This window comes from Micromonospora sp. NPDC049559 (genome assembly GCF_040676675.1).
Taxonomy (GTDB): Bacteria; Actinomycetota; Actinomycetes; order Mycobacteriales; family Micromonosporaceae; genus JBFAPK01.
This window is the reverse complement of the sequence record NZ_JBFAPK010000007.1, coordinates 91,874-108,498: the sequence shown is the minus strand read 5'-3', so window position 1 is coordinate 108,498 and position 16,625 is coordinate 91,874. Positions and strand designations below refer to the sequence as shown.

The 16,625-nt window shown below is 74.9% G+C and carries 18 protein-coding genes; 14 read left to right on the top strand and 4 right to left on the bottom strand.

Annotated features, from left to right (window positions below; all coding sequences use genetic code 11):
* Window positions 1-48 precede the first annotated feature (48 nt).
* Window positions 49-888, bottom strand: a complete 840-nt coding sequence (locus tag AB0J86_RS11480; protein ID WP_363855984.1) for a UbiA family prenyltransferase — start codon at window positions 886-888, stop codon at window positions 49-51.
* Window positions 889-934: 46 nt separating this feature from the next.
* Here AB0J86_RS11480 and AB0J86_RS11475 point away from each other — a divergent pair, with 46 nt between their 5' ends.
* The 4 genes from AB0J86_RS11475 (at window position 935) to AB0J86_RS11460 (ending at window position 4,764) form a co-directional block, all read left to right on the top strand.
* Window positions 935-1,702, top strand: a complete 768-nt coding sequence (locus tag AB0J86_RS11475) for a methyltransferase domain-containing protein (protein ID WP_363855982.1) — start codon at window positions 935-937, stop codon at window positions 1,700-1,702.
* Between the two features lie 36 nt (window positions 1,703-1,738).
* Window positions 1,739-2,908, top strand: coding sequence for an acyl-CoA dehydrogenase family protein (locus tag AB0J86_RS11470; RefSeq protein ID WP_363855980.1), 1,170 nt, complete (start codon window positions 1,739-1,741; stop codon window positions 2,906-2,908).
* A gap of 109 nt (window positions 2,909-3,017) precedes the next feature.
* Complete coding sequence (locus tag AB0J86_RS11465) at window positions 3,018-4,136, top strand: type III polyketide synthase (protein WP_363855978.1); 1,119 nt, start codon at window positions 3,018-3,020, stop codon at window positions 4,134-4,136.
* A gap of 10 nt (window positions 4,137-4,146) precedes the next feature.
* A complete protein-coding gene (locus AB0J86_RS11460) occupies window positions 4,147-4,764 on the top strand; it encodes a hypothetical protein (RefSeq protein WP_363855976.1) in 618 nt (205 codons plus the stop codon).
* Window positions 4,765-4,916: 152 nt separating this feature from the next.
* Here the strand turns inward: AB0J86_RS11460 and AB0J86_RS11455 are convergent, their stop codons facing one another.
* A complete protein-coding gene (locus AB0J86_RS11455; protein WP_363855974.1) occupies window positions 4,917-5,744 on the bottom strand; it encodes a hypothetical protein in 828 nt (275 codons plus the stop codon).
* 330 nt (window positions 5,745-6,074) lie between these two features.
* Here AB0J86_RS11455 and AB0J86_RS11450 point away from each other — a divergent pair, with 330 nt between their 5' ends.
* The 4 genes from AB0J86_RS11450 to AB0J86_RS11435 all read left to right on the top strand — a co-directional run bounded on the left by AB0J86_RS11450 (window position 6,075) and on the right by AB0J86_RS11435 (window position 9,078).
* Entirely contained in the window at window positions 6,075-6,560 is a 486-nt protein-coding gene (locus AB0J86_RS11450; RefSeq protein WP_363855973.1) for a CarD family transcriptional regulator, read from the top strand.
* 59 nt (window positions 6,561-6,619) lie between these two features.
* Window positions 6,620-7,315: a 2-C-methyl-D-erythritol 4-phosphate cytidylyltransferase gene (gene ispD / locus AB0J86_RS11445; RefSeq protein WP_363855971.1), complete on the top strand. Its 696-nt coding sequence runs from the start codon at window positions 6,620-6,622 to the stop codon at window positions 7,313-7,315.
* Window positions 7,316-7,373: 58 nt separating this feature from the next.
* The gene (ispF, locus tag AB0J86_RS11440) at window positions 7,374-7,859 is read left to right on the top strand and encodes a 2-C-methyl-D-erythritol 2,4-cyclodiphosphate synthase (RefSeq protein ID WP_363855969.1); all 486 of its coding nucleotides are present in this window, start codon (window positions 7,374-7,376) and stop codon (window positions 7,857-7,859) included.
* A gap of 172 nt (window positions 7,860-8,031) precedes the next feature.
* Window positions 8,032-9,078, top strand: coding sequence for a tetratricopeptide repeat protein (locus AB0J86_RS11435; RefSeq protein WP_363855967.1), 1,047 nt, complete (start codon window positions 8,032-8,034; stop codon window positions 9,076-9,078).
* A 199-nt stretch (window positions 9,079-9,277) separates the two neighbouring features.
* Here AB0J86_RS11435 and AB0J86_RS11430 read toward each other — a convergent pair whose 3' ends face one another.
* A complete protein-coding gene (locus AB0J86_RS11430) occupies window positions 9,278-10,453 on the bottom strand; it encodes a homogentisate 1,2-dioxygenase domain-containing protein (RefSeq protein ID WP_363855965.1) in 1,176 nt (391 codons plus the stop codon).
* A 147-nt stretch (window positions 10,454-10,600) separates the two neighbouring features.
* Between AB0J86_RS11430 and AB0J86_RS11425 the strand changes: the two genes are divergently transcribed.
* Together AB0J86_RS11425 and fahA are read left to right on the top strand one after the other, a co-directional pair.
* On the top strand, window positions 10,601-11,458 hold the full coding sequence (locus AB0J86_RS11425; protein ID WP_363855963.1) for a hypothetical protein: 858 nt from the start codon (window positions 10,601-10,603) through the stop codon (window positions 11,456-11,458).
* Between the two features lie 64 nt (window positions 11,459-11,522).
* Window positions 11,523-12,728, top strand: a complete 1,206-nt coding sequence (gene fahA, locus AB0J86_RS11420; RefSeq protein ID WP_363855961.1) for a fumarylacetoacetase — start codon at window positions 11,523-11,525, stop codon at window positions 12,726-12,728.
* A gap of 46 nt (window positions 12,729-12,774) precedes the next feature.
* On the opposite strand, the gene AB0J86_RS11415 is transcribed toward fahA, so the two are convergent.
* On the bottom strand, window positions 12,775-13,218 hold the full coding sequence (locus AB0J86_RS11415) for a zinc ribbon domain-containing protein (RefSeq protein ID WP_363855959.1): 444 nt from the start codon (window positions 13,216-13,218) through the stop codon (window positions 12,775-12,777).
* 403 nt (window positions 13,219-13,621) lie between these two features.
* On the opposite strand from AB0J86_RS11415, the gene AB0J86_RS11410 reads away from it, so the two are divergent.
* The 4 genes from AB0J86_RS11410 to AB0J86_RS11395 all read left to right on the top strand — a co-directional run bounded on the left by AB0J86_RS11410 (window position 13,622) and on the right by AB0J86_RS11395 (window position 16,621).
* The gene (locus tag AB0J86_RS11410) at window positions 13,622-13,828 is read left to right on the top strand and encodes a DUF397 domain-containing protein (RefSeq protein WP_363855957.1); all 207 of its coding nucleotides are present in this window, start codon (window positions 13,622-13,624) and stop codon (window positions 13,826-13,828) included.
* A gap of 324 nt (window positions 13,829-14,152) precedes the next feature.
* The gene (locus AB0J86_RS11405; RefSeq protein ID WP_363855955.1) at window positions 14,153-14,665 is read left to right on the top strand and encodes an SRPBCC family protein; all 513 of its coding nucleotides are present in this window, start codon (window positions 14,153-14,155) and stop codon (window positions 14,663-14,665) included.
* Window positions 14,666-14,749: 84 nt separating this feature from the next.
* The gene (locus tag AB0J86_RS11400; protein ID WP_363855953.1) at window positions 14,750-16,015 is read left to right on the top strand and encodes a PQQ-binding-like beta-propeller repeat protein; all 1,266 of its coding nucleotides are present in this window, start codon (window positions 14,750-14,752) and stop codon (window positions 16,013-16,015) included.
* Between the two features lie 135 nt (window positions 16,016-16,150).
* Window positions 16,151-16,621, top strand: coding sequence for a hypothetical protein (locus AB0J86_RS11395; RefSeq protein ID WP_363855952.1), 471 nt, complete (start codon window positions 16,151-16,153; stop codon window positions 16,619-16,621).
* Window positions 16,622-16,625: the final 4 nt, after the last annotated feature.

Below are 16,625 nucleotides of genomic sequence, written 5' to 3'. Positions count from 1 at the left end.
CCGGAGGACGGTCGCCGCGCCGGGCCCCGGCTCACCGCTGCACGGCGCTCAGATCACCCGGCCGCTCGCCACCAGCAGCACCACGTCGATCAGGGCCACCACCATCACCGCCCGGAACGCGGCCACCGGGCGGCCGCCCCGGCCGGCGGTCGCGCGCCCCGCGTACCAGCCGAGCGGCAGGACCACGGCGGCGGCCCCGGCCGCGGTCAGGCCGGCCCACGACGGCCGTCCGGGCGGCCCGAGGACCAGCACGGCGGTCGCCGCGAGCAGCAGGCCGGCCGCCGCCAGCCGGGAACCGGCGGGTCCGAGCCGGTGCGGCAGCCCGCGTACCCCGGTGGAGGCGTCGTCGGCCAGGTCCGGCAGCACGTTGGCGAAGTGCGCGCCGGCGCCGAGCAGCGCGCCGGCCAGGACCAGCCAGGCGGGCGGGGGCGAGTGGTCGGGCAGCGCGAGGACCACGAAGGCCGGCAGCGCCCCGAACGAGACCGCGTACGGCAGCACGGAGGCCGGGGTGAACTTCAGCGGCCAGTTGTAGAGCAGCGCGGAGACCAGCGCGACGGTCGCCAGCAGCGCCGCCGTCGGGCCGAGGGTCAGCCCGAGCACCGGCGTGGCGGCGGCGGCGCAGAACCCGGCCACGCCGACGGTGCGGCGGCTGAGCAGGCCGCTGGCGACGGGCTTGTCGGTACGCCCCACCGCGGCGTCGCGGTCGGCGTCGAGCCGGTCGTTGACCCAGCCGATGGCGAGCTGGCTGGCCAGCACCGTGCCGGCCACCGCGGCGACCCCGGCGGGCCGATGCCCGATGCCCCAGGCGAGCAGGGCCGAGACGGCGGTGACGGCGAGCGCGGGCTCGGGGTGACTCGCCCGGACCAGCCCTAACACCATTTGCGACATACCGCCAGTCTGGCCGTTGTCCGTGACTCGTGTCACGCTCGACCCCATGCGGAAAGAGGGGGCGGGAGCGGCCCGGCTCCACATCCGGCCACCTAATGATCCACTTCAGTACGACGATCTCGCCGCCGAGTGGTGGCGGCCCGACGGCGCGTTCGCGATGCTGCACTGGATCGCCGAGGCCCGCGCCCGGCTGATCCCGCCGGCGTCCGATCCGGACGCGATCCTGGTGGACCTGGGCTGCGGGGCCGGCCTGCTCGCCCCACACCTGGCGGGCAAGGGGTACCGGCACGTCGGGGTCGATCTGGTCCGCTCGGCCCTGGCCCAGGCGGCCGGGCACGGGGTCAGTCCGGTCAACGGCGACGTCACGGCCGTACCGCTGGCCGACGGCTGCGCCGAGGTGGTCTCCGCGGGCGAGATCCTCGAACACGTACCGGACTGGCCGGCGGCGGTACGGGAGGCGTGCCGGGTGCTGCGCCCGGGCGGAACGCTGGTGCTGGACACGCTCAACGCCACCGCGCTCAGCCGGCTGGTGGCGGTACGGCTGGCCGAGCGGCTGCCGACCGTACCGCGCGGGATCCACGACCCGCGGCTCTTCGTCGACGCGCGGGAGTTGACCGCCGTCTGCGCCCGGCACGGGGTACGACTTCACGTCCGTGGCGTACGTCCGCAGCTGTCGGGCCTGGCGTGGTGGCTGCTCAGGCGGGCCGTGCCGGGGTTGAATCGAGGTGAGGCCGGCGCGCGTCGCGCGCCGCGAATCGTGCCGACCTGGTCGGCCGCGGTGCTCTACCAGGGGTGGGGTGTGAAGGAAGGGTAGCCGCGGCCAGGGAGGGGACGGCGGAAGGGGGCAGGAATGGCGGTGGATGCGCTTGCGGCTGCGCGCCGGTTGACGCCGCGGCTCGCCGCTCGGGCGGCCGAACATGACCGGGATGGCAGCTTCCCGGTCGAGGACTTCGCGGACCTCCGTACGGCGGGCCTGTTCGGACTGATGGTGCCCGCGGCGCAGGGCGGGCTCGGCGCGGGCTTCGCGCAGTACGCGGAGGTCGCCACCGAACTGGCCCGGGGCAACGGGGCGACGGCCCTGGTGTTCAACATGCACGCCTCGGTGACCGGCGCGCTCGGCGCGGTCACGGGAGAGTTGGCCGAGGCGCTCGGGCTGCCCGACGAGGCGCTCGCCGCCCGGGACCGGCTGCTCGCCGAGGCGGCCGCGGGCGCGTGGTACGCCGTGGCCATGAGCGAGCGCGGCGCCGGCGCCCGCCTCTCCCAGCTCAGTACCGTCTACGAGCCGGTGCCGGGCGGCTTCCGCATCAAGGGCCGCAAGACCTTCTGCTCCGGCGCGGGGCACGCCGACGGCTACCTCGTGGCGGCGCGCAGCGTCAGCGACCAGTCGGTGGTCTCCCAGTTCCTGGTACCCGGCAAGCTGGACGGTCTCGTGGTGGAGCCGACCTGGGACGCGCTGGGGATGCGGGCCACCGCCTCGCACGACCTGCACCTGGACGTGACCGTGCCGGCCGACCGGCTGCTCGGCGGGGTGGAGGGGCTCGCGCTGGTGGTGGCGCAGCTGATGCCGCACTGGCTGGTGGCCAGCTACGCGGCCGTCTACGTCGGGGTGGCCCAGGCGGCGATCGACGCCGCGGTGGAGCACCTGAACGCCCGCGGACTCGCCACCCTGCCGGCGGTACGGGCCCGGGTCGGGCGCGCCGACGCGGCGGTCTCCGCCGCCCGGCTGTCGGTGGCCGAGGCGGCGCGGCGGGTCGACGCGGCACCCGGTGACGCCGAGACCAACCGGTGGGTGTGGCGGGCGAAGCTGCTGGCCGGTACGACCGCTGCCGAGGTCGCCGCCTCGATGCTGGAGGCGGCGGGGACCTCCGCGACCCGGCGGGGACACGCGCTGGAGCGGCTCTACCGGGACGCCCGCTGCGGGTCGCTGCACCCGGCGACCTCCGACGTCTGCGCCGACTGGCTCGGCATCGCCGCCCTCGGCGGGGACCCGGACCGGGACGGATCGGTCCCACGATGGTGAGCGCGAGGAGCGAGCTTGCGAGCCCCATGGGCGAGCGCGAGGAGCGAGCCGGGTTTGCGAGCCCCGCAGTCGCGAGCGAAGAGACTGCAGTCGCGAACGGAGGGCGGCGATGGTGAGCGCGAGGGGGATCGGCGTGCCGGTGATCACCGGCATGGGTACCGCGCTGCCGCCGCAGGCCGGCCAGGACGAGCTCTGGGACGGGTTCTTCGCCAAGTACTTCGCCGGTACGACCCGCGCGCTCGCCCAGCGGATCTTCGAGCACTCGGGGGTCACCACCCGGCACGCGGCGGTGAACCCGCTGCTGGAGGACGTCTCGGACTGGCCGACGGAACGGCGGATGAGCCGGTACCTCACCGAGGCGCTGCCGCTGGGCAAGGAGGCGGTGGACCGGGCGCTGGCCGACGCCGGGCTCGCCGCCGACGAGATCGGGCTCTTCGCGGTCTGCTCGTGCACCGGCTACGCGACGCCGGGGCTGGACATCCTCCTGGCCCGGGACATCGGCATGGCCCCGGACACCCAGCGACTCTTCGTCGGCCACATGGGCTGCTACGCCGCGCTGCCGGGGCTCGGCGCCGCCAGCGACTTCGTGGCCACCCGGGGACGGCCGGCGCTGCTGCTCTGCGCCGAGCTGACCAGCCTGCACATCCAGCCCACCACGACCCGGCTGGACACCCAGCAGATCGTCTCCCACGCGCTCTTCTCGGACGCGGCCGTCGCGGCGGTCGTCGCGCCGGGCTCCTATCCGGGGTACGCCTGCTGCGAGGTCGCCGCGGTGACGGACACCTCGACCGCGGACCACATGACCTGGGAGGTCACCGACACGGGCTTCCGGATGGGGCTCTCGCCACGGGTGCCGCAGGTGCTGACCACGCACGTGGGCGGACTGGTGGACGGGCTGCTGGCCCGGCACGGGCTGGTCCGGTCCGACGTCGAGGGCTGGGCGGTGCACCCCGGCGGGCCGAGCATCCTGACCGCGGTGGAGAAGGGGCTGGGGCTGCCGTCGGAGGCGCTGGCCCCCTCCCGGGAGACCCTGGCCGAGCACGGCAACTGCTCCTCCCCCACGTCGCTGCTGATCCTGGACCGGTTGCGCCGCGGTCCGCGACCGCCGGACTGGATCGTGATGCTCGCCTTCGGGCCGGGGTTGACGCTCTACGCCACCCTGCTGCGGCGCTCGCCGGCCGGAGAGGCCGTCGTCGCGACGGGGGCGGGTGGGCGCGTTCCCGAATAGAATCTCCGACGTGGACCCCGCGCGCGCCGACCGGCTTCGCGGAGTGGTGCTCGCGTTCGGCGCGCTGGCCGTACTGGTCGCCGGTGGCGCCTGGTGGGTGGCGGCCGACCCGGCGGTCCCGGCGCGCCTCGCCGCCCCGGACTCCGCTCCGGACGCCGCGCCGTTGTACGGGGCGGGCGCGGACGGGTTGCCGGGACCGGCGGCCGGGCAGGCGGTGACGCTCGACGTCGCGACCGGGGCGGTGCTGCAGAGCGGGCCGGCGCTTCAGCTGCGCGGCCTGCTGGTCGAGTCCGCGCTGCCGCGGGCGCCCAGGACGCTACGCCGGGAGCTGCTCCCGCTGGACCAGGGCCGCTCGGCCAGCTGGCGGGTCTCCGCCGGCTGGGGGCAGCGCTACCGGCTCCAGTACGCCTGCGCCGGGCCGGCCGGCGCGCGGCTGCGGGTCTACAGCGGCCGGCTGGAACAGACCTGGTCGCGTCGTTGCGACGGGACCCGGCTCGACGTGACGGTGACGGCCTGGGGCGACCTGCTGATCCAGGTGGAGCGGGATCCGGGCCCGCCCGTCATGGTCGGTTTCCAACTGCTCGGGCGGCCCCGGAACGGCAGCGGCAGCGTCGGCCCGCCCCGCTGAGCGCCTCGGTAAGCCGGATCCAAGCGCATGCGCCCGGTGCGCCCGGTGCCGGCGGTGCGCTCGGTCCCGGTGCGCCCGGTGCCGGCGGTGCGCTCGGTCCCGGCGCGCCCCCGGTGCCGCCGTGAGCCCTGCTCGCGGTGGGGCCGACGTGCTCAACGGGACGCCAGTTGGGAGAGTTCGCTGGGGTACTCCGCGACGTCCCCGGCGGTCGGCACCAGCCGCAGGACCCGACCCGACCGCGCGGCCAGCACCGCGGGCGCCGTGCCGGGGCGTGGTACGGCGGGGAAGAAGCCCCGCAGCCCGGAGGCCGGGTCGGCGAGCGAGCGCCGGACGCCGGCCGCGTCCGAGATGCCCGGTCGCGGGACCGCCGGGCCGGCCACCGGGCCCGTGCCCGGTGTGGCGCCGGGTGACTGGGCGGCGCCCGACTCTCCGGGTTTCGGGGGCGCCGAGACCCCCGTGACGACGGTGACGACGCGTACCCCGGTCGGTACGGCCCGCACGGCGGCCGCCACCTGGTCGGCGCAGGTGCAGCTGTCCACGAAGATGATCACTGCGGGCAGCAGGGTGCGCAGGGGTACGGGTTCGCCGTTCTCGCCCACCAGGTTGAGCGTGGGCAGGGTCCGCCCCTGGGTGCCGCTGCTGGCCGTCCGGGGCACCGCGGGCTGGCGCTGCTGGCCCGGCCAGATGACGGCGAAGAGGCTGGTCAGCGTCGCCAGCAGGGCGACGGCCATGATCAGCAGCGGGAGGCGCAGGGCGGGGCGGGCGGGACCGCCCGCGGCGGGCGCCAGCCCGAGCCGCCGCCGCCAGACCCGGCGCCGGTGCAACTGGCGCAGTTCGCGCCGGACCAGCGCGGCCTCGGCGGCCAGTTCGGAGGGGTCGTCGGGGATGACGATCGATCCCCACTCCGGCGGCAGGCCGGACAGCTCGTCGTGCGGACCGCCGTTGTCCGGCCGGCCGTCGCTGTTGCCCGAAGTGCCCATAAGCGTCCCCTCGCCGATGGCCGGAAAAGTGGATCGCGCGCCCCCTCCAGCGTCCCGCACCGACCGTCTTATCGCCAGTAGGGGTTCCGCCCCGTAAGGGGAGGGATACGATTGAAGGACCACAACGCCTTACATCCGATTTTCCCGACCACGCTCGCGGACCGGTGACCCCGACGTCACGCAGCGTGGCGAAATCATCGGATCGACCGGCTGTCAAGCCTAAGAAAGACCTCTCACAGGGCCTCTGAGCTGCGCTAACGGTCAGGACTGCGGTGAGACATCGGTGCCTGAGCGTGTTACCCTAGACACAGCGAAAGGGGTTTCGAACCTATGGTTTTCAGTGTCGGCGAGACCGTTGTTTACCCCCACCACGGGGCCGCACTCATCGAGGCAATCGAGACTCGGGTCGTCAGGGGCGAGGAGAAGCAGTACCTCGTCCTTAGGGTCGCTCAGGGTGACCTGACGGTGCGGGTGCCCGCCGAGAACGCCGAGATCGTCGGTGTGCGCGAAGTGGTCGGCGAAGAGGGCCTGGGCAAGGTCTTCGACGTCCTGCGCGCTCCCCACACCGAAGAACCGACCAACTGGTCGCGGCGTTACAAGGCGAATCTGGAGAAGCTGGCGTCCGGCAACCCCCTCAAGGTGGCCGAGGTCGTCCGCGACCTGTGGCGCCGGGAGCGGGAGCGAGGCCTGTCGGCGGGCGAGAAGCGGATGCTCGCCAAGGCGCGGGACATCCTGGTCGGCGAGGTCGCGCTGGCCGAGAAGAGCACGAAGGACGAGGCGGAAACGCTGCTCGACAAGGTGCTCACCGAGGCGTAGGGCACAACCTCACTCACGCCGATACACCCCCACCCAATCAGGAATTCGAGGACCGCGACGTGACCGCGCAGCTCAATCCGCGCGGTGACGTCGCGGTCCTTGTTCCTGCGGCCGGCGCCGGCGTACGGCTCGGGCCCGGGCGTCCGAAGGCCCTGCGACCGCTCGCCGGCGAGCCGTTGCTGGTGCACGCGGTGCGCCGGATCGCCGCCGCGCCGTCCGTACGGACCATCGTGGTGGCGGCACCCGCCGCCGAGGCCGCCGGCGCCGCCGCGCTGCTCGCCCCGATCACCGAGGTCACCGTGGTGGTCGGGGGCGCGACCCGGCAGGAGTCGGTGGCCGCGGCGCTGGCGGCGGTACCGGCCGGACCGGAGATCATCCTGGTGCACGACGCGGCGCGGGCGCTGGCCCCGTCCGCACTGGTCGAGTCGGTCGCCGCGGCGGTGCGGTCCGGCCGGGACGCGGTGATCCCGGTGTTGCCGGTCGTCGACACCGTGAAGCAGGTCACCGACGGTGAGCTCGTGGTCGGCACCGTCGACCGCTCCGCGCTACGGGCCGTGCAGACCCCGCAGGGGTTCCGCCGGGCCGTGCTCGCCGCCGCGCACGCCGAGGCCGTCGACCCGCTCACCGACGATGCCGGTCTGGTCGAGAAGCGGGGCGTACCGGTGCACTGCGTGCCGGGCTCCGAGTACGCCTTGAAGATCACTCGGCCGTTCGACCTGGCGCTCGCCGAGCACCTGCTCGGTACCGCACCCTGATCGCGCGGGCCGGTCCGCCACCGGCCCGGACCGGCGCTGGCCGCCCCGTCGATCGCCTATGCTGCCCGGCGTGATCCTTCCGCTGGTCGGGGTCGGTACCGACGTGCACGCGTTCGAGGCGGGGCGGCCCTGCTGGGTGGCCGGGCTGCACTGGCCCGGCGTCGACGGGCTGGCCGGCCACTCCGACGGTGACGTGGCCGCCCACGCCGCCTGCGACGCGCTCTTCTCCGCCGCCGGCCTGGGCGACCTGGGGTCGAACTTCGGCGTCGCGGAGCCCGAGTGGGCGGGTGCGGCCGGGGTGGCGCTGCTCGCGGAGGCCGCCCGGCGGGTCCGCGCCGCCGGCTTCGAGATCGGCAACGTGTCGATCCAGGTGATCGGCGTACGGCCCAAGATCGGTACGCGCCGCGACGAGGCGCAGCGGGCCCTGGGCGAGGCCGTCGGCGCCCCGGTCACGGTCTCCGGTACCACCACCGACGGGCTCGGGCTGACCGGGCGGGCCGAAGGGCTGGCCGGCATCGCCGTGGCCCTCGTCCACCGGGTCTGAGGCCCAGCACCCGCGCTGGTCGGCAGCCGCGCTGCCCGGCACCGACGCCGGCCGGCAGCGGCGCTGGTCGCGTCCGGGCCGTGCGGCCGGTCGGCGCACCGACCCGCCGGGCGCTGCCGGCGGTGGCGGGGTCCGACCCGTCGGGCTTCGATGGGTTGGCTACGCTCGGCGCGTGTCCAGTGACGCGACATCCGAGCCGTACGCCTCCGCCGACGGGTACCGTCAGCGGGCCGCGCTCCTGGCCGACCTCGGCCGGTACGACGAGGCCGCGTCCGAGCTGGGCGACGGGCTCGCGCTGACCCCGGGCGAACCCGGGCTGCTGACCCTGCTCGCCCGCGTGCAGCTGGCCGCGGCCCGGCCGGCCGAGGCGCTGGCCGCCACGGATCCGCTGGTCGGGGCGGAGCCGGCGACGGAACCGCCGGTGCCGGCGCTCGTGCTCCGCGGGCTGGCCCTGACCGACCTGCGCCGGTTCGGCGAGGCCGCCGCCGTCGCGGACCGGATCCTCGCCCTCGGCCCGGCGGACGGGTACGCCCAGCGCAGCGCGGCGGCGATCCTGGCCGGAGCGCGCAACGGGCAGCCGGCGCTGAACGCCGCCTGGCGCGGGGTCGAGCTGACGCCCGAGGAGCCCCAGGCGCACCTGGTCCTGGGCCTGGTGGCGGCCCGGTTGGAGCTGTTCGACCTGGCCGAGCGGGCGTACGCGGAGGCGCTCCGGCTCGATCCGGCGCTGACCGAGGCGCGGCACGACGTGGGCGTGGTCCGGCTGGAGCAGCGGCGCTACGCCGAGGCGCTGGAGCAACTGGCCGAGCTGGCCGGGAGCGGGCCGGCGCCGGTACCGGCCCGCCGGAGCGTCGGGGAGGCGCTGCGCCGCCTGGTGCTGTACGGCGCCGGATACACCCTGGTGGCCGTGGTGCTGATCGCCCTGCTGGCGGCCGAGAACGCGGCGATGTCACGGCTCTGGGCGGTGCTCGTCGCGCTCGGCGGGGTGGTGGTCGTCTGGGGCTTCGCCGCCCGGGTGCCGAACCTCACCCGGGCGGTCCTGCCCGAACTGCTCCGGACCGACCGGGCCCTGGCCCTCTCGCTCTGCGCGGTCGCGGCGGCGCCCTGCCTGATCCTGCTCTACGCCCTCGTCGGTGGGCCGTGGCCGCTGGCGCTGGCGATCGGTGCGACGTCGCTGGCCGAGTTCGCGGCGCTGCGGCGGGTGGTGCGGCCGGCGCGCTGACCGGGAACGCGGGCCCGCCGAGCCCGGCGCGCTGACCGGGAATGCGATTCTGCCGCGACCGGCGCGGGTGACCCGGAGCGTGGGCTCCCGCGACCGGCGCGGGTGACCCGGAGCGTGGGGCTGCCGCGACCGGCGCGGGTGACCCGGAGCGTGGGGCTGCCGCGGCACGCGGCGGGGATCCGCCGGCCGAACCGGCCGGTCAGTCGGTGGGGGCGCGGCGGGACCAGGTCCAGGCGTAGCCGGTGTCCTCGCAGGAGAGCGCCGACTCGCAGAGGTCCAGCGGGCGGAAGGTGTCGACCATGACGGCCAGCTCGTCGAAGTAGTCGACCCCGATGGCCCGCTCCGCCGCGCCCGGCTGCGGGCCGTGGGTGAAGCCGGACGGGTGCAGCGAGATGGAGCCCTGCTCGATGCCGGAACCGCGCCGCGCCTCGTAGTTGCCGCCGGTGTAGAAGAGCATCTCGTCGGAGTCGACGTTGTGGTGGTTGTACGGCACCGGGATCGCCAGCGGGTGGTAGTCGACCTTGCGGGGGACGAAGGAGCAGATGACGAAGTTGGGCCCCTGGAAGGTCTGGTGCACCGGCGGCGGCTGGTGCACCCGGCCGGTGATCGGTTCGAAGTCGTGGATGGAGAAGGCCCAGGGGTAGAGGTGCCCGTCCCAGCCGACCACGTCGAAGGGGTGGTGGGCGTAGACGTGCCGGGTCCAGCCGGCCCGGTGGCGGACGTACACCTCGACGTCCTCGCCCTCGACCAGCAGCGGCTCCGCCGGTCCGCGGATGTCCCGTTCGCAGTACGGCGAGTGCTCCAGGAACTGTCCGCGTACCGAGAGGTAGCGCTTGGGCGGTCCGATGTGGCCGGTGGACTCGATGGCGAGCACGCGCAGCGGGACCGGGGCGATCGGCACCACCCGGTACACCACCGAGGTCGGGATGACGACGTAGTCGCCCGCGGTCACCCCGAGCACCCCGAAGGTCGACTCGATCCGGGCCGCGCCGGACTCGACGTAGAGGCACTCGTCGCCGGTCGCGTTCCGGTAGAGCGGCGACGGCCGGTCGGCGACCACGTAGGAGATCCGTACGTCGTCGTTGGCGAGCAGGTACTGCCGGCCGAGCACCGCGTCGGCGTCCGGGCTGTCCAGCTTGTGGGTGCGCAGGTGGCGCGGTTTCAGCGGCCGGTTCGCGGTACGGATCCAGCCGGGCCCGTCGAACTCCTCCGCGGCCACGATCGCCGTGGGCAGGTGCCGGTGGTAGAGCAGGGACGAGTCGGACGAGAAGCCCTCCTGCCCCATCAGCTCCTCGGCGTAGAGGCTGCCGTCGGGCTGGCGGAACTGGGTGTGGCGCTTGCGGGGTACCTCGCCGACGCTGCGGTAGTACGGCATGTGCACACCTCCTGCTCGCGTACCGGCCGGCGACCTGCCACCGGCAGTCGCGCCGGAACGCTCGTTTTGTCCCAGTCAGCGGCCGAGATCGTCCGATAATCGGACGCTGTTGTCCGTTACTCGTAGCGTCCCGTAAGTTCTCTGTTCGTGTCAACGCAGGTGCCCCGGCTCTTCGACCGTCTGGTCGACGACGCCGCCGTCTTCCCGCCGGGAAGCGCGCCGCTGGCCGAGGCCGTCGCCGCGCACCGGCTGCACCGGACCGCCTGGTACGCCCCGCTCGTGGGCCCCCTGCTCGTCCCCGCCTCGGCGCTGGACGAGCTGGCGGGGCTGCTCGGACCCGACGAGCGCGTCGACGTCGGGGTGATCGGGGACGTGCCGCTCCCGCGCCTCTACGCCCTGCGCGACCGCGTCGATCCCCGGCTGCGGATCCGGCAGGTCGAGGCGGCGGTGGCCAAGCGCGGCGAGGATCCGCAGCCCGGCCTGGCCGAGCTGGTCGGACTCACCGCCCACCTGGAGGACGCCGACGTCTACGCGGAGATCCCACTGACCTGGGGCCTGCTCGGGGCGCTCGACACCCTGGCCGCCCGGCGGGCGGCCGGGACCCGGATCGCGGCGAAATTCCGCACCGGCGGCCTGGCCGCCGAACTCTTCCCGACCCCGGTGGAGCTGGCCGCCGTCATCTGCGCCTGCCGGGACCGGCAACTGCCGTTCAAGCTCACCGCCGGGCTGCACCACGCGCTGCGACACACCGACCCGGAGACCGGCTTCACGCACCACGGCTTCGTCAACGTGCTGGCGGCGACCATGCTCGCCGTCGAGGGTGCCGAGGTCGCCCAGGTCGCCGAGCTGCTCGCCACGACCGACCCGTTGCGGCTGGTCGAGCCGGCCCGGAGCCAGCGGAACCTGGCCCGGCCGCTCTGGGTCGGATTCGGCTCGTGCAGCATGCTGGAACCGCTGACCGACCTGATCCGGCTGGGCCTGGTCAACGCCGAGGCGCCGAGTTGAGCCGGCCGGGCGGGTCGTGCGGGCAGCCCGGAGCGAGCGGGCCGGACGGATCGAGGGGAGTCGGATGAGCTGGGTCGAGGGGGCCGCGGGTTCGCCGTACGGCACGCACAACCTGCCGTACGGGGTCTTCCGGCACGCCGGGCGGGCGCCCCGCATCGGCGTACGGGTGGCAGACTTCGTGCTCGACCTGGACGGCGCCGAGGCGGCCGAACTGATCCTGGCCGGCGGTGCCCTGCGCCGCCCGGTGCTCAACGAGTTCATGGCCCTCGGGCGGGCCCAGTGGGCGGCGGTCCGGGAGCGGATCGTCGTGCTGCTGACCGATCCCGGGCACCGGGCGGCGGTGGAGCCGCTGCTGGTGCCGCTCGCCGAGGTCGAGCTGGTCCTGCCGTTCGAGGTCGGCGACTACGTCGACTTCTACTCGTCCGAGCACCACGCCTCGAACGTGGGACAGATCCTGCGCCCCGGCCAGCCGCCGCTGCTGCCGAACTGGCGTCACTTGCCGATCGGGTACCACGGCCGGGCCGGCACCGTCGTGGTCTCCGGTACCCCGGTGGCCCGGCCCCGCGGGCAGCGACGCGGCTCCGACGGGCCGGTCTTCGGCCCGTCGGCGCGGCTCGACATCGAGGCCGAGGTGGGCTTCGTCGTCGGGATCCCGTCGCCGCTGGGCGCCCGGGTACCGGTCGCGAAGCTGGCGCAGTACGTCTTCGGCGTCGTGCTGGTCAACGACTGGTCCGCGCGGGACATCCAGGCGTGGGAGTACCAGCCGCTCGGACCGTTCCTGGGCAAGTCCTTCGCCACCTCGGTCTCGCCCTGGGTGGTGCCGCTGGACGCCCTCGCGGGCGCGTGGGTGCCGGCCCCGCCGCAGGACCCGCCGGTGCTCGACTACCTGCGCGACGTACCGCACCTGGGGCTGGACCTGCGGCTCGCGGTGGACTGGAACGGCACCCGGGTGAGCGAACCGCCGTTCGCGTCGATGTACTGGACCCCGGCGCAGCAGCTCGCGCACCTGACCGTGAACGGTGCGGCGCTGCGTACCGGCGACCTCTACGCCTCCGGTACCGTCTCCGGCCCGGCCCGGGGACAGGTCGGCTCGTTCCTCGAACTGACCTGGGGCGGCACCGAACCGGTGACGCTGGCGGACGGTACGACCCGCACCTTCCTCGTCGACGGAGACACGGTCGTCATCAGCGCCACCGCGGCCGGGCCGGACGGCACCACGGTCGGACTCGGCGAGGTCGCCGGCACGGTGCTGCCGGCCGAGCCGGACTGACCGGCCCGGCAGCCGGCGGCCGCCCGTGGTCGGCGGTGATCGGTGGTCAGACCGCGGCCGGTGTGCCGGCGAGCCAGTGCAGCCGGGGCGGGCTCCCGTCGTCGGCGACGACCCGCTCGATCCACCGGCGGATCAGATCCCGCCGCCGGTCCGGGCCGCAGCGCAGCCAGGTCGCCCGCCGGACGCAGAACCGCCGCCACGTGTAGCGGGGCAGGTGGGTGAGCGCGACGTCGATGACCGCGCGGAGCACCTCGCGCTCCAGCCCGGTCGCCGGTATCGGCGGACGGCCGCATCCCGCGTCGCAGCGGTAGAAGCGCTCGGCGCCGCCGTGGCGCCGGTCGAGCGGCACCATGGTCGTGCCGCAGCCGCACCAAATCAGGCCCCACAACAGGTACGGGGTGGGTCGTCCCGGGTTGTCCCACCAACTGTTGCTCGGGGCTCGCGCCGCCTGCCGGTCCGGTGAAATGCCGCCGCCCCCGCGTTGCCGCATCCCAGTCGCCGCCTTCCGCTCGGGTACCTTCCGTTCCGCTTCGTGTCCGTTCCGCTTGCTGCTCGGTGGACGGCTCGCCGGTCGCCGTCCGCCCGGTCGTACCCGAGTCTGGTCGCTCGCGCTGAGCGACACAACGCTTACCCAAAGATGCGACAGAGATAGATACGAATGACCGACCCGTGCCATCGGTTGAACACCCCCACCCTCCGGATCAGCGCACGGCGAAAGATCTGTCTCGATTCCGCGGCCGGAGGTTCCCGCGCCGTACGCGCCTTCGCACAGCGAGTGCGATCAAGGCGCCGTCCGGCTCGTTTCTCTACCCGGACGCGCCCCGGCGCGGGCGCGGAGAGGGCGCACGACCAACCGGGTCGGACGCGCAGTTTGCATCTTCAAGGGGAACGACATGACTGACTTCTCGGGTGCCGTGTGGCGCAAGAGCAGCCGCTCCAACGACCAGGGGCTCTGCGTCGAAGTGGCCGACAACCTGGTGGCCACGGCCGGCGTGGTCGGGGTACGCGACTCCAAGGACCCGGACGGGCCGGTGCTGACGATCAGCCCGGCCGGCTGGTCCGCGTTCGTCGCGGCGACCCGGTCCGGGACGCTCGCCTAACCGGCGTACCCGGCGCCTGGCCGCTGACGGCGCCGACCCGGTGCTCCGTTCCCGCGGGGCACCGGGGGCCACGGGGCGCCGGGGGCCACGGGGCGCCGGGAGTCACGGGCGCCGGGAGTCACGGGGCAGCGGGGGAGTCACGGGACACCGGCGACCACGGGACAGACCTGGACGACGTCCGGTCAGCCGACCGACCCAGCGCAACGGGGCCGGCCAGTCGACCGACCCCACAGGGTCCTGTCAGCCAACCGACACCAAGGGCCGATTTCGCTTCGCGTTGTCGGTGGCCCGCCGTACCGTTGACAGCGGAGGGTGGGAGGCGCGATGTCGACGGTTACGGCTCGCAGGTCGATCGATGCGTCCGTGGCGGAGATCTGGCGGGTCTGCACGGACCTGCCGGCCCGCGCGCGCTGGCTCTCCACCGTCGATGCCGTCGAGGCGCTGACCGAGGGGCGCTTCGACGCCGGCACCCGCTGGCGGGAGACGAGGTCCCTGCCGGACGGCGGCGTAGTGGTCGAGGAGTTCGAGGTCGTCGAGGCGAGCGAGCCCCGGAGCTTCACCGTCGTCTCGCCCGGGATCGGGGTCGACTACCGCACCACCTACCACTTCGACCCGGTCGCCCACCGCTTCGGCCGGGGCAGGCCGCGCCCGTCCCGCGAGCGCACCACCGTGACCGTGGTCCAGGAGGCCGTCTCCACCGCCCCCTACGGCAGGGTGCTGGCGCTCCTCTTCGGCGGCCTCGCCGCCCGCAGCGCCGAGTGGGCGCTGCACCGGGAACTGGCCGACCTGACCGCGGCGGTGCGGCCCGTCGGCCGGGGGCCGGCCGTGGCCGCCTGAGCCACCCCGCCGGACTCCCGGGGCCGAACCTGACAGGTACGCGGCCGCTCGCGCTGGGTAGGGTGCCCGGCGGAGGTGCGGGGTATGGGAAGGCCGACCGGCGCGCGGAGCTGGCCGCGAACTACTGTCGTCACGGTCGCGGTGCTGCTGGGCCTCGTGGCCGCCGCCGCCATCGTCCACCGGGTGCTCGCCCCGGCCGAGGTGCTCACCCCGGCGCGGGGGCCGGTGCCCGTGGCCGAGCAGGTGCCGCCCGGCGTGATCGGCACTCTCAACGCGGCCCCGCTCGTCGTCGACGACCGGGTACGGGTCTTCGCCACCACCCGCCAGGTCTGGGCGGACGAGCCGGTGGACGCCAAGACGCGCCGCACCCCGTACTGGTCCTACCGGCGCTGGCCGGCCCAGGTGACCGGGGTGCTGGCCAGCGGCGAGACGGTGGTCACGCGCTGGTCGGACGGGGAGGTGGTGGCGCTGGACGCGCAGACCGGCCGGGTACGGTGGCACGCCGCCGGCCCCGAGCCGGAGGGAGGGTACGCGGGCCGCCGTACCGGCGCCGCCACCGTGTACGCGCCCGAAGGACTGCGTACCGCGACCGCCCGCGACGGCCGCCGGGTGCTGGTGGTCGGGGGCCGGTCGGAGCTGCGCGGCATCGACCTGGACAGTGGCGAGCGGCTGTGGCGGGTACCGGTCGACGGTTCCTGCCGGACGGACGGGTTCACCACCGCCACGGGTGCCCTGGTCGCCGTGGACACCTGCGCCACGCCGCAGGTGGTCGAGGTCCGGGACGCCGCCACCGGCGCCCCGGCGACCCGCTGGCGGCCCGAGGGCGCCGGCCCGAAACTGGCCCTGACCGGCCTGGGTTGTACGACCGAGGGCTCCGCCTGCGGGGGCGTCCGGACCGGTGGCGGAGGCACCGACCGGGGCTGGCGCTTCGAACCCGGCCAGCCGGCTCCGGTACCCGCGCCGGAACTGGACCGAGCCGGCACGGTACTGGTGGGGTCGGCCGCGGTGGCGGTCGAGGACGGCGGGGTGGTCGCCCGCGCGGCCGGTACCGGCGTCGAGCTGTGGCGCCGTGCCGGCCTCGGACCGGCGCGGATCCTCGCGGCGCAGCCCGGTCGGGTGCACCTGTTCACCGACGCCGGTGACCTGGTGAACCTGGATCCGACGACCGGCGCGGAGCTGTCCCGCTACCCGCTGACGTACGGCGGCGACTCCAGGTCCTGGGAGCCCGGCTTCGCGTACGCGGGCGGTGGCCTGCTCGCGGTGGAGCGGCTGGCCGAGCCGGTCGACCCGCGGGCGGCCGACGACCGCTACTACCTGGCGGCCCAGCCCGTCATCCTCGCAGCCGGCTGAGCCGCGCCCCACGTTCTCGGACGACTTCGCCCCTAGCGGGCGGGTACCCGAGCAAGGCGGACATCGCCGGCTCGGCGGCTGGTTACGCTGCGGCTGAGATCTCGTGGTTCCGCTGCCACCACGGGGGTGAATCCGGTGAGCTTCCGGTTGTGCGTGAGACGTCGGGCCTTCGGCCTGTCGACGACGTTCGTGGTGACGGCTGTGGCGCTGGCATTGCCCGGCGCGCCTCCTGCCGCCGCCTCCACGGGGCGGGCGCGACCGGTCGAGGCGGGACCGGCGCGACCCGCCGAGACGGATCGGGCCTGGCCTGCCGAGACGGATCGGGCCTGGCCTGCCGAGACGGAGCGGGCTCGGCCCGGTCAGACCTCGGACAGCGGGCAGGTCACGTTCGAGGTGTTACCGGCGGTGCCGACGGCCACTCCGACCGGCTCGCCCGGTCCGACCCCCGAGCCGAGCGGCGGCGCCCTCCCCAAAACCGATTCCAATGGTGGGCCCGGCTGGCTGGCGGCCCTGGGCGGGCTGTTGGTTGTCGTCGGCGCGCTCCTGATCGTGGCCCTGGTGCTGGCCAACCGTCGGCTCGCCGGACGAGCGGGCGGCGACGGCTGAAGTG

What these genes read in the sequence shown, in the direction of transcription:
- AB0J86_RS11405 (WP_363855955.1), top strand. Translation starts at nt 14,153, where the DNA reads ATGTCGACGGTTACGGCTCGCAGGTCGATCGATGCGTCCGTGGCGGAG.
- AB0J86_RS11480 (WP_363855984.1), bottom strand. Translation starts at nt 888, where the DNA reads ATGTCGCAAATGGTGTTAGGGCTGGTCCGGGCGAGTCACCCCGAGCCC.
- AB0J86_RS11475 (WP_363855982.1), top strand. Translation starts at nt 935, where the DNA reads ATGCGGAAAGAGGGGGCGGGAGCGGCCCGGCTCCACATCCGGCCACCT.
- AB0J86_RS11410 (WP_363855957.1), top strand. Translation starts at nt 13,622, where the DNA reads ATGACTGACTTCTCGGGTGCCGTGTGGCGCAAGAGCAGCCGCTCCAAC.
- fahA (WP_363855961.1), top strand. Translation starts at nt 11,523, where the DNA reads ATGAGCTGGGTCGAGGGGGCCGCGGGTTCGCCGTACGGCACGCACAAC.
- AB0J86_RS11465 (WP_363855978.1), top strand. Translation starts at nt 3,018, where the DNA reads ATGGTGAGCGCGAGGGGGATCGGCGTGCCGGTGATCACCGGCATGGGT.
- AB0J86_RS11455 (WP_363855974.1), bottom strand. Translation starts at nt 5,744, where the DNA reads ATGGGCACTTCGGGCAACAGCGACGGCCGGCCGGACAACGGCGGTCCG.
- AB0J86_RS11400 (WP_363855953.1), top strand. Translation starts at nt 14,750, where the DNA reads ATGGGAAGGCCGACCGGCGCGCGGAGCTGGCCGCGAACTACTGTCGTC.
- AB0J86_RS11450 (WP_363855973.1), top strand. Translation starts at nt 6,075, where the DNA reads ATGGTTTTCAGTGTCGGCGAGACCGTTGTTTACCCCCACCACGGGGCC.
- AB0J86_RS11415 (WP_363855959.1), bottom strand. Translation starts at nt 13,218, where the DNA reads ATGCGGCAACGCGGGGGCGGCGGCATTTCACCGGACCGGCAGGCGGCG.
- AB0J86_RS11430 (WP_363855965.1), bottom strand. Translation starts at nt 10,453, where the DNA reads ATGCCGTACTACCGCAGCGTCGGCGAGGTACCCCGCAAGCGCCACACC.
- AB0J86_RS11470 (WP_363855980.1), top strand. Translation starts at nt 1,739, where the DNA reads ATGGCGGTGGATGCGCTTGCGGCTGCGCGCCGGTTGACGCCGCGGCTC.
- ispF (WP_363855969.1), top strand. Translation starts at nt 7,374, where the DNA reads ATGCTGCCCGGCGTGATCCTTCCGCTGGTCGGGGTCGGTACCGACGTG.